This window comes from Acinetobacter schindleri (assembly GCF_010918895.1).
In the GTDB taxonomy this organism is placed as follows: Bacteria; Pseudomonadota; Gammaproteobacteria; order Pseudomonadales; family Moraxellaceae; genus Acinetobacter; species Acinetobacter schindleri.
The window spans coordinates 70,717-83,897 of the sequence record NZ_CP044484.1 but is presented as its reverse complement, the minus strand read 5'-3'; the positions used below and the strand labels follow the sequence as shown (position 1 = coordinate 83,897).

The window sequence follows — 13,181 nt, the reverse complement described above, 5'->3', positions numbered from 1 at the left end:
GTTGTAATAACCTGCTGTAGGTTAATTTTAGCAAAGTATTACTCAGTCAACAACTTCAAATAACCCACAGCAAGTTATTTTTTGTAAATTAATTTAAATATGATTACTTGTAAGTTATCTAGCCTCATGGGCGATAGAAAAATTTTAAAATTAAGTGAAGTGGTGCATGCAACAGGTATCAATCGCAACACGCTCACAAGTATGTATTATGACCGTGCTGTACGTATTGAATTACCAGTCGCCGATAAGTTGTGTAAGTACTTTAACTGTACGATGAATGATTTGTTTGAGTTTAAGGAAGAAGTTGAAGAAAAAGATTAACTTAATACTTCGTTTGATAAGTTTTTCGAAGAAAAAGACTAGCCAATACTTAGTTTGATAAGTTTTTCTCTGCAGATCTAATATTGAATTTTATAAAATATCATTACAAACAGAGGTGGTTCCACTTGTTTGAACAACTAAAAGCGTATTTATAAGTGATATTCCGCTCTAGTTAAGCCACCTTGTTTTGTTGGGGTAGCTGATCATAGTAAAACTCATTGGGTGTCATTTTGTCTAGACTCGAATGAGGTCGTTTCAAATTATAAAACTCAAAATATGCACTCAATTGCTTTTTTGCATCTGTGACACTGCTATAAGCTTTGAGATACACCTCTTCATATTTAACGCTCCGCCATAATCGTTCAACCATCACATTATCAATCTATGAGCAGTATACTGCGCAAGTTTACCATCCATACTGATTTGAATGCCATTTGATTTCAATACATCAATAAATGCATCACTAGTGAACTGACTGCCTTGGTCTGTATTCAATATTTCAGGTGATCCATATTTTTCAATCGCTTCATTTAAAGCCGAAATACAAAAATCCACCTCCATACTAATCGATACCCTATGCGCAAGTACCTTGCGGCTATGCCAATCAATCACAGCACATAAATAAACAAAGCCTTTTGCCATAGGGATATACGTTATATCAGTAGACCACACTTGATTACTGCGCTGAATAGCCAATCCTTTGAGCAGATATGGATATTTACGGTGAGCTTGATTAGCCTGGCTTAAATTTGGTTTGCAATATAACGCCTGAATACCCATTTTCTTCATTAAAGTACGTGTATGACGTCGTCCTATATGATGCCCTTGACGATTCAACAAATCACGCATCATACGACTGCCTGCAAAAGGATATTGCATATGTAATTCATCAATACATCGCATCAGCTTCAGATCTGATGAGCTAACAGGTTTTGGGCGATAATAATAACAACCACGAGAGACTTTCAGTAACTTAGCTTGTTTAGATACTGAAATCTGAAGTGAGTGATCGATTAACTTTTGTGGTTGAAGCGGCCCAGTTTCTTCAACACACCTTCTAAAAAATCAATTTCTAATGCCTGCTCACCGATTTTTGCATGTAACTTTTTAAGATCAATGGGAGGTTCTGATGGAGCTTTTGATTGATCGAAAGCTTGTGAGGAAGCTGAGATCAATTGATTTTTCCAGTCAATAATTTGGTTTTGATGAACATCAAACTCAGAACTCAATTCAGCAAGTGTTTTTTCTGCTTTGATCGCAGCAAGTGCTACCTTAGCCTTAAAGTCGTTTGAATGATTTCTTCTTGGTCTACGTGCCATAAAATACTCCATATATTGATGTTTATAACATCATTTGAGGAGCAGAGTATCACTTATAGGAGTTGTTCAAATTTCCGGATCCATCTCTAAGTGAGGAGGAAATGACTCTTACTATTCAGATGTTGTTTCAAGCTTTTTTTGATTGATAGAGTTTTATGTATTAAACTCTATATTGAAAGTAAATATATTGTAAAAATAGTATGTTATTTACTAATTGATTAAATTATTTACACTTATTCTGTATAATGCTCTATGAATTCATTACTTATTTTTTTAAATTAAAAATCATATGCAAAGCTTAAATGATGAAGAGTGTCGCCAAGTTGAAAGTGTAAAACAGCTTTTACAAAAAAATTTTAAAGATAAGCTTTATGCTATTTATTTATATGGTTCGTATGTTGATGGTGGTTTAAAACATAAAAGTGATCTTGATATTTTAGTTATTATTGAACGTGAAATTACCGATCAGGAAAGAAAACAATTAGCGCAGAATTTTCTAAATATATCTGTTCCGATTGGTCATGCTACAGCGCGTGCCTTAGAAATTACGATATTAGAAAAAGGGAGTATTACCAATAAAAATCATCCATATACATATCAGCTACAATATGGCGAGTGGTTGAGAGAAGAATTACTCAAAGGTGAATTACTTTATAGTCAATCTGATCCAGATATTAGTATTTTACTTAAAACTGCCCAATTACATAACATTACTATCTTTGGACCTGATATTTGCGATTGGTTAAATCCAATTAGCTATGAACAATTAATATTTGCCATGCAAAAAACTTATCCACAAATTATTGCTCATTGGAAAGACGATCAGGATGAATGTAATCAAATTTTAGCGCTATGCCGTATAGCTTATACATTAGATCATAAAACAATAGTTGCCAAGGATGTTGCTGCGACATGGTTTTTAGAATTCTTAAGTCAGATAGATCAAGACATTTTGCAACTCATAATAGATGAATATATTGGGCAAGGTCATGAGCAATGTTGGTTAGTTTTACATGATCAGCTTGCTAAAATTGTTAAAGAATTACAGCATAAAATTGAACCACTACTTTTTAACTGATGTGGAAGTAATGGATATGCTTCTTAGATTATTACCTCACTATATCTCTAAATACCGAAGAGACTTGATATTGCAAAGGGGGGCGTGGTTGGAGTTGCATGAAGATTTTAAATAAAAGCGGAGGAACTAGGGTAAAAGTTGCCAAAAAGTTTCTTCTGAAATGACTTTTATATTATGACGTTTAAGCAAAGCGGAGGTAACTCCATTGCCATAGATCTTATTCCCATTAAATTGACCATCGTAAATCATTGAACTACCACATGAAGGGCTATTTTCTTTAAGCACTACCAGAGTAGCTTTTAATAATTGAACTTTTTTTAAAGTTCTATATGCCCCTTCAATATAGATTGAAGTCACATCCTTTCCTGATTTTTCAATTACACAGGCTTTTCCATCTAAGACATCATCGCCATTACCTCCCGAAATCTCGGCAGGTTCGCGTGGTGTTGATAAACCGCTAAGAATCTCTGGACATACCATAGTAGCTTTTCCATCTTTGACTAATTTTTCGATTTTTTCGTTTAAGCTATGCGTCCCGTTATAACGTACCTTTAAGCCAGCCAGACAAGAACTTACTAAAATCATATTTCCTCTATGAAAAAGATATGTATCGATTTGCTATTTAGCCAGTACCTATTATTTTTTAAAATTAATAGGTTAGTGCTATGGATAAAACAAGAATTTAAATATGATCAATGCAAAGTGAGTTATTTTTTTTCTAACCCACAAAGCTTATAGATTAGTTTGATCCTTTTTGTTTAGAAAATTTATCAACAGTGATGTGTGCTGAATTAGCAGGAGACTTTCACTTGGGAGATTCTAGGCAGCTAACCGATAAAAGTCTTCTGCCATTTGATTTGGTGTCTTAAAATCCAAGCCTTTTTGAATTCTTCGCTGATTATAAAATAACTCTATATATTTTGTAATATCCGCTTTGGCTTCTTCCCTTGTTTTGTAGTTGCGATGATGGACTAGTTCATTTTTGAGTATGCCCCAGAAACTCTCTATCGGTGCATTATCAAAGCAGTCGCCTTTTTTGCTCATTGAACCCTGAAAATCAAATTTCTCAAGTAAGTTTCGATATTCATTACTGCAATATTGGCTGCCTCTATCTGAATGTACAATGAGATCTTTAGCAGGTTTCTGATTGCGAATAGCCATATTCAATGCATCACAAACAAGCTTGGCTGTCATGCGCTCATTTAAGCTATAGCCAACAACCTGTTTCGTGTAAAGATCTTTGACAGCTGCCAAGTACAACCAGCCCTCAGCCGTCCAAATGTAGGTAATGTCACTCGACCACGCAAGATTAGGCTTCGTCATTGAAAACTGTTGCTTGAGTAAATTGTCATAAATAGAACGGTTGTGATCACTGTTCGTGGTTCTTTTGAAACGCTTATGGCGCTTACAATACAACTGATTTGATTTTTTTATTTGGCGCACAGCATACGTACTTATTTTGATACCTTGCGCTTGTAAATGCTTGGTTAATCGAACATAGCCATAGCTTTGTTTGGTTTCTTCATGGGCTATTTTGACCAAAATTGTCTGCTGATTTCGCTGAATTGATCTTTTACTCATGCCTCGCTTTAGCCAATCATAAAAGCGAGAAACGGATACACGAAGTAATCGAGCCATTAAAATAATCGGAAATAAGTGGCTTTGCGATTTCATATAGGCGTACCTCACTGACTTTCTTTGGCAAAGTACGCTGCTGCCTTTTTTAAAAATTCACGTTCCATTTCAGCTGTTTTGAGCTGTTGTTTAAGCTTCTTATTTTCTTCGAGTAAGGCGTTTAGATCGGGCGAATACTGTTTTGTGCCTGCTAAAGTTCCAGCCTTTGCTTTGTTATTCCAGTTCGAAAGGGTTTGCATTGAAATGCCAAGTTGTCTAGCGGATTCCGATACATTACCTTGGTTCTCTTCAATGGCTTTTATGGCTTCAGCTTTAAATTCTGCGGTGTAAGTCTTCTGTTTCTTGCTCATGGTAAACTCCTAATGAGTATGTATAGTTTACCAAGTTAAACCCTCCTGTTTTTTAAGCACACATCAATAGAGTGGGAGTGACGGGCACTGGCTGGCAATGTCTAGCAACGGCAGGCATTTCGGCTGAGGGTAAAAGAACTTTCCGCTAAGCGATAGACTGTATGTAAACACAGTATTGCAAGGACGCGGAACATGCCTCATGTGGCGGCCAGGACGGCCAGCCGGGATCGGGATACTGGTCGTTACCAGAGCCACCGACCCGAGCAAACCCTTCTCTATCAGATCGTTGACGAGTATTACCCGGCATTCGCTGCGCTTATGGCAGAGCAGGGAAAGGAATTGCCGGGCTATGTGCAACGGGAATTTGAAGAATTTCTCCAATGCGGGCGGCTGGAGCATGGCTTTCTACGGGTTCGCTGCGAGTCTTGCCACGCCGAGCACCTGGTCGCTTTCAGCTGTAAGCGTCGCGGTTTCTGCCCGAGCTGTGGGGCGCGGCGGATGGCCGAAAGTGCCGCCTTGCTGGTTGATGAAGTACTGCCTGAACAACCCATGCGTCAGTGGGTGTTGAGCTTCCCGTTTCAGCTGCGTTTCCTGTTTGCCAGCCGGCCCGAGATCATGGGGTGGGTGCTGGGCATCGTTTACCGCGTCATTGCCACGCACCTGGTCAAGAAAGCGGGCCATACCCACCAAGTGGCCAAGACGGGCGCGGTCACCCTGATCCAGCGTTCTGGATCGGCGCTCAATCTGAATGTTCACTTCCACATGCTGTTTCTCGACGGTGTGTATGTCGAGCAATCCCACGGCTCAGCGCGTTTCCGCTGGGTCAAGGCGCCGACCAGCCCAGAGCTCACCCAGCTGACGCACACCATCGCCCACCGGGTGGGTCGCTATCTGGAACGGCAAGGCCTGCTGGAACGGGATGTCGAAAACAGCTATCTGGCCTCGGATGCGGTGGATGACGACCCGATGACACCCCTGCTGGGGCACTCGATCACTTACCGTATCGCTGTCGGTTCACAGGCGGGGCGAAAGGTGTTCACTTTGCAAACTCTGCCGACCAGTGGTGATCCGTTCGGTGACGGGATTGGCAAGGTAGCCGGGTCCAGCCTGCACGCCGGCGTGGCGGCCAGGGCCGATGAACGCAAGAAGCTCGAACGGCTGTGCCGGTACATCAGCCGCCCGGCGGTATCCGAGAAGCGGCTGTCGTTAACACGAGGCGGCAACGTGCGCTACCAGCTCAAGACGCCGTACCGGGACGGCACCACGCACGTCATTTTCGAACCATTGGATTTCATTGCAAGGCTGGCCGCCCTGGTACCGAAGCCCAGAGTCAACCTAACCCGCTTCCACGGGGTGTTCGCACCCAACAGTCGGCACCGGGCGTTGGTCACGCCGGCAAAACGGGGCAGGGGCAACAAGGTCAGGGTGGCTGATGAACCGGCAACACCAGCACAACGGCGAGCGTCGATGACATGGGCGCAACGGCTCAAGCGTGTTTTCAATATCGACATCGAGACCTGCAGCGGCTGCGGCGGCGCCATGAAAGTCATCGCCTGCATTGAAGACCCTATAGTGATCAAGCAGATCCTTGATCACCTGAAGCACAAAGCCGAAACCAGCGGGACCAGGGCGTTACCCGAAAGCCGGGCGCCACCGGCTGAGCTGCTCCTGGGTCTGTTTGACTGACGAGCCTGAAGGCCAACGATACCAATCAAAATGCTGCGTTCACAGCGCCGCGGCAGGGATCCGCCGTGCTGGTTGTCGGAAAAGGAGCCGCTAGTGGGAAAGAGGAGGGTAAATTTTCAGCGTTGCTGGCTCCCCGTCAGCCGGATTGGGTTGCATCGCAGGGGTGTCGAAAGAGTCAACTGCGGTCCAAAGCTGTTGGACTTGGGTGAAAAGGGCGTTTATTCTTCCTATACGTTGTTCAGAATAACATTGTTCCGCCAACAATCAATTCGGTAGATATTGAACCTGAATATAGGGATATATTTAACTTGACGTTACACCAATCACAACAACGGCAAGTGAATTACGCAATGAGTAATACTTTTGGTTTTGGCGGACACATTGCCACAAGTATTTTTAAAAAATATGCTGAATAGAGAGTAGGTGCTAACTTCGGTTTGCTCGTGTTGGCGCTAAATCGAAAGTTCAAGTATCCCAACATGTTCCTTCGTATAGAAGTTAAAAGTTGGCAATTATCGTAGAACAACCTACAGACAACACCAATATGTAACCGATAAATAATTACAAAATATGACCGACAGAGTAAACATCATCAATAACTACATCGATGGATACAACCAATTTGATATCAAAAAAATGGTTGCAGACCTTGACGATAATATTGTTTTTGAAAACATTCAAAATAATGATATAAGTTTATCGCTGAAAGGGTTAACAGCGTTTAAACAACAGGCAGAAACAGCAAAAACATACTTTGCAAAGAGAACACAGACAGTTAAATCGTTTAGGCATTTTGACAACAGCACTGAAATAGAAATTGATTATACAGCAATTTTAGCAATTGACTTTCCGAACGGCTTAAAAAAAGGGCAAAAGCTAAAGTTATCAGGAAAATCCGTGTTTGAATTTAAAAAAAACAAAGTGATTAAATTGACAGACATTAGTTGACATTAAAACCAGCGAACAAGAATATGACTTTACTAAAACATAAAAAAATTACAATAATTGGTGCCGGGCCTGTTGGATTAACAATGGCGAGATTGTTACAGCAAAACGGCGTGGACATTACAGTTTACGAGAGAGACAAAGACCAAGATGCAAGGATTTTTGGTGGGACACTTGATCTGCACAGGGATTCGGGACAGGAAGCAATGAAAAGAGCGGGATTGTTACAAACTTATTATGACTTAGCTTTACCAATGGGTGTAAATATTGTTGATGAAAAGGGCAATATTTTAACCACAAAAAATGTAAGACCCGAAAATCGTTTTGACAATCCTGAAATAAACAGAAATGACTTAAGGACTATCCTATTAAATAGTTTACAAAATGATACCGTCATTTGGGATAGAAAACTTGTTACCCTTGAACCTGATAAGGAGAAGTGGATACTAACTTTTGAGGATAAATCGAGTGAAACAGCAGATCTGGTTATTATTGCCAATGGTGGAATGTCTAAAGTAAGAAAATTTGTTACCGACACGGAAGTTGAAGAAACAGGTACTTTCAATATACAAGCCGATATTCATCAACCGGAGGTGAACTGTCCTGGATTTTTTCAGCTTTGCAATGGAAACCGGCTAATGGCTGCTCATCAAGGTAATTTATTATTTGCGAATCCTAATAATAATGGTGCATTGCATTTTGGAATAAGTTTTAAAACACCTGATGAATGGAAAAGCAAAACGCGGGTAGATTTTCAAGACAGAAATAGTGTCGTTGATTTTCTCCTGAAAAAATTTTCCGATTGGGACGAACGCTACAAAGAACTGATTCGTTTGACATCATCTTTTGTAGGGTTAGCGACACGAATATTTCCCTTAGATAAGTCTTGGAAAAGTAAGCGTCCATTACCCATAACGATGATTGGAGATGCTGCTCATTTGATGCCTCCTTTTGCAGGACAAGGCGTAAACAGTGGGTTGATGGATGCCTTGATATTGTCGGATAATCTGACCAATGGGAAATTTAACAGCATTGAAGAGGCTATTGAAAATTATGAACAGCAAATGTTTGCTTATGGAAGAGAAGCACAGGCAGAATCAATAATAAACGAAACGGAAATGTTCAGCCTCGACTTTTCTTTCCAAAAACTAATGAATCTATAAAACAGAAAGGCGAGGAAATGAAAGAGAAAATAGTTAAAAAAAACGGAATAAGACTTTTTACCGAAAGTTTTGGATGTGAAAAAGATCCGGCAATACTCTTGATTGCGGGAGCAACGGTATCCATGTTGTATTGGGATGCTGAATTTTGCCAGAAACTATCTGAAAAGGGATTTTTTGTTATTCGCTACGACAATAGGGACGTAGGAAAATCTACTAATTACGAACCGGGTTCAACCCCCTATGATATTGTTGACTTAACCCATGATGCTATTTCAATTTTGGACGGCTATAAAATAGTCAAAGCCAATTTTGTGGGAATTTCACTGGGCGGACTGATTTCTCAAATAGCATCAATAAAATATGCCGACAGGGTAAGTTCAATAACACTAATCTCATCAGGTCCTTGGGGCGACTCAGACCCCACAATTCCTGAAATGGATACGCGTATTTTAGATTTTCACGGAAAAGCTGAAACCGTAGATTGGACAAATGAAGACAGTGTGGCAAATTATTTAATTCAAGGTGCTGAATTGATGAGCGGCAGGAAACAATTTGACAAACAAAGAAGTGAAAAACTGATTAGAGCCGAATTTAAAAGAGCTAATAACTATATAAGTATGTTCAATCATGCGGCACTGCAAGGTGGTGAAGAATACTGGAACAGATTGAGCGAAATCAATCAACCAACCTTAATTGTACACGGAACGGACGATAAAATATGGCATTTTAAGAATTCAGCAGTTTTACTTGAAAAGATAAACGGCTCAAAACTAATAACGCTTGATGGAACCGGACACGAACTACATTTCGAAGATTGGAATAAAATTATTGATGGAATAACGCAACATACAACAAATAACAAAAGAATGAACAAATAGGGTATTATGTATTTCCAAATCAACGGTTTAGAGATTGAAGCTAATATCAATGTGTTATGACGCTCAAGCTGGTGGAGCCGCTGCGCGAGCTGTTTAAAGATGAGGTGCGCAAGATCGGTATGGAGTTAGGTCTGCCCTACGACATGGTTTACCGTCATCCCTTCCCTGGCCCTGGCTTGGGTGTGCGTATTCTTGGCGAAGTAAAAAAAGAATATGCCGACAGGTTGCGCTTGGCTGATGCCATCTTTATCGAAGAGCTGTATGCCGCTGACCTGTATCACAAAACCAGCCAAGCCTTCGCTGTATTCTTGCCAGTGAAGTCGGTTGGCGTAGTGGGCGATGCCCGCCGCTATGAGTATGTGGTGGCATTGCGCGCAGTAGAACTATCGATTTTATGACAGCGCGCTGGGCACACTTGCCGTATGAGTTTTTAGAAACGGTTTCTAGCCGCATCATTAATGAGATTCCCGGTATTTCGCGGGTAACCTACGATGTTTCCTCAAAGCCGCCGGCAACTATTGAGTGGGAGTGACGGGCACTGGCTGGCAATGTCTAGCAACGGCAGGCATTTCGGCTGAGGGTAAAAGAACTTTCCGCTAAGCGATAGACTGTATGTAAACACAGTATTGCAAGGACGCGGAACATGCCTCATGTGGCGGCCAGGACGGCCAGCCGGGATCGGGATACTGGTCGTTACCAGAGCCACCGACCCGAGCAAACCCTTCTCTATCAGATCGTTGACGAGTATTACCCGGCATTCGCTGCGCTTATGGCAGAGCAGGGAAAGGAATTGCCGGGCTATGTGCAACGGGAATTTGAAGAATTTCTCCAATGCGGGCGGCTGGAGCATGGCTTTCTACGGGTTCGCTGCGAGTCTTGCCACGCCGAGCACCTGGTCGCTTTCAGCTGTAAGCGTCGCGGTTTCTGCCCGAGCTGTGGGGCGCGGCGGATGGCCGAAAGTGCCGCCTTGCTGGTTGATGAAGTACTGCCTGAACGGCACTGTTGCAAATAGTCGGTGGTGATAAACTTATCATCCCCTTTTGCTGATGGAGCTGCACATGAACCCATTCAAAGGCCGGCATTTTCAGCGTGACATCATTCTGTGGGCCGTACGCTGGTACTGCAAATACGGCATCAGTTACCGTGAGCTGCAGGAGATGCTGGCTGAACGCGGAGTGAATGTCGATCACTCCACGATTTACCGCTGGGTTCAGCGTTATGCGCCTGAAATGGAAAAACGGCTGCGCTGGTACTGGCGTAACCCTTCCGATCTTTGCCCGTGGCACATGGATGAAACCTACGTGAAGGTCAATGGCCGCTGGGCGTATCTGTACCGGGCCGTCGACAGCCGGGGACGCACTGTCGATTTTTATCTCTCCTCCCGTCGTAACAGCAAAGCTGCATACCGGTTTCTGGGTAAAATCCTCAACAACGTGAAGAAGTGGCAGATCCCGCGATTCATCAACACGGATAAAGCGCCCGCCTATGGTCGCGCGCTTGCTCTGCTCAAACGCGAAGGCCGGTGCCCGTCTGACGTTGAACACCGACAGATTAAGTACCGGAACAACGTGATTGAATGCGATCATGGCAAACTGAAACGGATAATCGGCGCCACGCTGGGATTTAAATCCATGAAGACGGCTTACGCCACCATCAAAGGTATTGAGGTGATGCGTGCACTACGCAAAGGCCAGGCCTCAGCATTTTATTATGGTGATCCCCTGGGCGAAATGCGCCTGGTAAGCAGAGTTTTTGAAATGTAAGGCCTTTGAATAAGACAAAAGGCTGCCTCATCGCTAACTTTGCAACAGTGCCAGTTTTATTACGAACGTGTTTTGGGTGGACAACGGAAAACATATTTCATCGAAAGACCAAAAAAAGAAAAAACACTTCCTGTTGTGATGAGTGAAGAAGAAACCATTCGGGTACTACGCGCTATTGAAAACGTGAAACACAAGGCTATTCTGATGACTATTTATTCGGCAGGTTTGCGCATTTCTGAATGTATAAACCTGAAAATAAAAGACATTGACTCCAAGCGCATGCAAATTCGTATAGAACAGTCAAAAGGAAAAAGAGATCGTTATACCATTTTATCTGAGAAAACATTAATTATTTTAAGAACATACTTTATGGAATATAAACCAAAAGATTATTTATTTGAAGGTCAAAAAGGTGGCGCATACTCAAGCCGAAGTATTCAAAACATTTTTAAAGCAGCTGTTTTAAAAGCAAAGATTCAAAAGGAAGTTACTGTACATACCTTACGACATAGCTTTGCAACGCATTTGCTTGAGAATGGTACGAGTTTACGTTATATTCAATCGTTGTTAGGTCATTCAAGCAGTAAAACAACTGAGGTTTATACACATATTACCACCAAGGGAATGGAACAATTAAAAAGTCCGATGGATTTGTTAGATATATAGAAAGGATTTGTATATTTGAGCAAAACTTAACAAAAAGCACTATGAATATAAATCCTTTTGAGAGAGTAGAAACGAACGGTAAACGGTTGAAAACGGATTTGTCACTGATAATGAAAGGTTTAGCAAAATAAGATATAGTGGATATATACGCCATTTGGCGTATAGCCACTTGTTATGTGCCATTTTTGAATGACAATGCGAATAGATACAGACAAACAAATGAATTTACTTAGTGATAAGAACGTTGCAATAATTGGTGGTGGACCCGTTGGACTGACTATGGCAAAATTATTACAGCAAAACGGCATAGACGTTTCAGTTTACGAAAGAGACAACGACCGAGAGGCAAGAATTTTTGGTGGAACCCTTGACCTACACAAAGGTTCAGGTCAGGAAGCAATGAAAAAAGCGGGATTGTTACAAACTTATTATGACTTAGCCTTACCAATGGGTGTAAATATTGCTGATGAAAAAGGCAATATTTTATCCACAAAAAATGTAAAGCCCGAAAATCGATTTGACAATCCTGAAATAAACAGAAATGACTTAAGGGCTATCTTGTTGAATAGTTTAGAAAACGACACGGTTATTTGGGATAGAAAACTTGTTATGCTTGAACCTGGTAAGAAGAAGTGGACACTAACTTTTGAGAATAAACCGAGTGAAACAGCAGATTTGGTTATTCTTGCCAATGGTGGAATGTCGAAAATAAGGAGCTTTGTTACCGACACGCAAGTTGAAGAAACCGGTACTTTCAACATCCAAGCTGATATTCTTCAACCGGAAATAAACTGTCCCGGATTTTTTCAGCTATGCAACGGCAACCGATTAATGGCGGGACATCAGGGCATTTTATTGTTTGCCAATCCCAATAATAATGGTGCATTGTATTTAGGAATTAGTTTTAAAACGCCCGATGAATGGAAAAATAAAATTCCCTTAGATTTTCAGGACAGAAACAGCGTTGCCGATTTTTTATTGAAAAGATTTTCCAAATGGAGTGAAGTTTACAAACAATTAATACGTTCGGTATCAACATTTCAATGCTTGCCCACAAGGAAATTTCCTTTGAACAATGATTGGAAAAGTAACCGTCCATTACCCATAACAATGATTGGCGATGCTGCTCATTTGATGTCGCCTTTTGCAGGACAGGGTGTAAATACGGGATTATTGGATGCTTTGATATTGTCTGAAAACCTTACAAACGGAGAATTTACAAGTATTGAAAATGCCATCGAAAACTACGAACAACAAATGTTTGTTTATGCAAAAGATACGCAGGACGAATCGACAGAAAACGAAACCGAAATGTTTAGTCCCAATTTTTCGTTTCAAAAATTATTGAATCTATAAACAGTAAGAAAAAACGGCTAC

11 protein-coding genes and 4 pseudogenes are annotated in these 13,181 nt (G+C 41.3%); 12 read left to right on the top strand and 3 right to left on the bottom strand.

Features of this window, described 5'->3' with window-relative positions; translation table 11 throughout:
- The first annotated feature begins 99 nt into the window (after nucleotides 1-99).
- Nucleotides 100-321: a helix-turn-helix domain-containing protein gene (locus FSC11_RS15255; protein ID WP_004658364.1), complete on the top strand. Its 222-nt coding sequence runs from the start codon at nucleotides 100-102 to the stop codon at nucleotides 319-321.
- A 172-nt stretch (nucleotides 322-493) separates the two neighbouring features.
- On the opposite strand, the pseudogene FSC11_RS15250 reads toward FSC11_RS15255, so the two are convergent.
- Nucleotides 494-1,652, bottom strand: a pseudogene (locus tag FSC11_RS15250) (IS3 family transposase).
- A 277-nt stretch (nucleotides 1,653-1,929) separates the two neighbouring features.
- Between FSC11_RS15250 and ant(3'')-IId the strand changes: the two are divergent.
- Nucleotides 1,930-2,718, top strand: coding sequence for an aminoglycoside nucleotidyltransferase ANT(3'')-IId (gene ant(3'')-IId, locus FSC11_RS15245; protein ID WP_038350081.1), 789 nt, complete (start codon nucleotides 1,930-1,932; stop codon nucleotides 2,716-2,718).
- 126 nt (nucleotides 2,719-2,844) lie between these two features.
- On the opposite strand, the gene FSC11_RS15240 is transcribed toward ant(3'')-IId, so the two are convergent.
- Nucleotides 2,845-3,303, bottom strand: coding sequence for a 2-thiouracil desulfurase family protein (locus tag FSC11_RS15240; RefSeq protein WP_163167830.1), 459 nt, complete (start codon nucleotides 3,301-3,303; stop codon nucleotides 2,845-2,847).
- Nucleotides 3,304-3,537: 234 nt separating this feature from the next.
- A protein-coding gene (locus FSC11_RS15235) for an IS3 family transposase (protein ID WP_119285041.1) occupies nucleotides 3,538-4,703 on the bottom strand; the annotation gives its coding sequence in 2 pieces (ribosomal slippage) (nucleotides 3,538-4,445 and nucleotides 4,445-4,703; 1,167 coding nt in all).
- Between the two features lie 192 nt (nucleotides 4,704-4,895).
- On the opposite strand from FSC11_RS15235, the gene FSC11_RS15230 reads away from it, so the two are divergent.
- From FSC11_RS15230 to FSC11_RS15185, 10 genes and pseudogenes are all read left to right on the top strand, one after another.
- Nucleotides 4,896-6,389 (top strand): IS91-like element ISCR2 family transposase, encoded by a 1,494-nt coding sequence (locus FSC11_RS15230; RefSeq protein ID WP_163167828.1) that lies wholly within the window; start codon nucleotides 4,896-4,898, stop codon nucleotides 6,387-6,389.
- Nucleotides 6,390-6,625: 236 nt separating this feature from the next.
- Nucleotides 6,626-6,805, top strand: a pseudogene (locus FSC11_RS16330) (hypothetical protein); the annotation flags it as partial.
- A gap of 154 nt (nucleotides 6,806-6,959) precedes the next feature.
- Entirely contained in the window at nucleotides 6,960-7,337 is a 378-nt protein-coding gene (locus FSC11_RS15220) for a hypothetical protein (RefSeq protein ID WP_044502095.1), read from the top strand.
- Nucleotides 7,338-7,360: 23 nt separating this feature from the next.
- Nucleotides 7,361-8,497, top strand: coding sequence for a tetracycline-inactivating monooxygenase Tet(X) (tet(X), locus tag FSC11_RS15215; protein ID WP_044502094.1), 1,137 nt, complete (start codon nucleotides 7,361-7,363; stop codon nucleotides 8,495-8,497).
- Nucleotides 8,498-8,514: 17 nt separating this feature from the next.
- The gene (estT, locus tag FSC11_RS15210; protein WP_077782102.1) at nucleotides 8,515-9,375 is read left to right on the top strand and encodes a macrolide hydrolase EstT; all 861 of its coding nucleotides are present in this window, start codon (nucleotides 8,515-8,517) and stop codon (nucleotides 9,373-9,375) included.
- 56 nt (nucleotides 9,376-9,431) lie between these two features.
- Nucleotides 9,432-9,907: pseudogene (locus FSC11_RS15205) on the top strand (GMP synthase (glutamine-hydrolyzing)); the annotation flags it as partial.
- Between the two features lie 111 nt (nucleotides 9,908-10,018).
- Nucleotides 10,019-10,372 (top strand): annotated as a pseudogene (locus FSC11_RS15200) (transposase zinc-binding domain-containing protein); the annotation flags it as partial.
- Nucleotides 10,373-10,433: 61 nt separating this feature from the next.
- Nucleotides 10,434-11,138, top strand: a complete 705-nt coding sequence (locus FSC11_RS15195) for an IS6-like element IS26 family transposase (RefSeq protein WP_001067855.1) — start codon at nucleotides 10,434-10,436, stop codon at nucleotides 11,136-11,138.
- A 72-nt stretch (nucleotides 11,139-11,210) separates the two neighbouring features.
- The gene (locus tag FSC11_RS15190) at nucleotides 11,211-11,804 is read left to right on the top strand and encodes a tyrosine-type recombinase/integrase (protein WP_205779272.1); all 594 of its coding nucleotides are present in this window, start codon (nucleotides 11,211-11,213) and stop codon (nucleotides 11,802-11,804) included.
- Between the two features lie 189 nt (nucleotides 11,805-11,993).
- A complete protein-coding gene (locus tag FSC11_RS15185; RefSeq protein WP_024160783.1) occupies nucleotides 11,994-13,160 on the top strand; it encodes a tetracycline-inactivating monooxygenase Tet(X3) in 1,167 nt (388 codons plus the stop codon).
- The last annotated feature ends 21 nt before the right edge of the window (nucleotides 13,161-13,181 follow it).

What these genes read in the sequence shown, in the direction of transcription:
- FSC11_RS15220 (WP_044502095.1), top strand. Translation starts at nt 6,960, where the DNA reads ATGACCGACAGAGTAAACATCATCAATAACTACATCGATGGATACAAC.
- estT (WP_077782102.1), top strand. Translation starts at nt 8,515, where the DNA reads ATGAAAGAGAAAATAGTTAAAAAAAACGGAATAAGACTTTTTACCGAA.
- FSC11_RS15240 (WP_163167830.1), bottom strand. Translation starts at nt 3,303, where the DNA reads ATGATTTTAGTAAGTTCTTGTCTGGCTGGCTTAAAGGTACGTTATAAC.
- FSC11_RS15230 (WP_163167828.1), top strand. Translation starts at nt 4,896, where the DNA reads ATGCCTCATGTGGCGGCCAGGACGGCCAGCCGGGATCGGGATACTGGT.
- FSC11_RS15185 (WP_024160783.1), top strand. Translation starts at nt 11,994, where the DNA reads ATGACAATGCGAATAGATACAGACAAACAAATGAATTTACTTAGTGAT.
- FSC11_RS15255 (WP_004658364.1), top strand. Translation starts at nt 100, where the DNA reads ATGATTACTTGTAAGTTATCTAGCCTCATGGGCGATAGAAAAATTTTA.
- FSC11_RS15195 (WP_001067855.1), top strand. Translation starts at nt 10,434, where the DNA reads ATGAACCCATTCAAAGGCCGGCATTTTCAGCGTGACATCATTCTGTGG.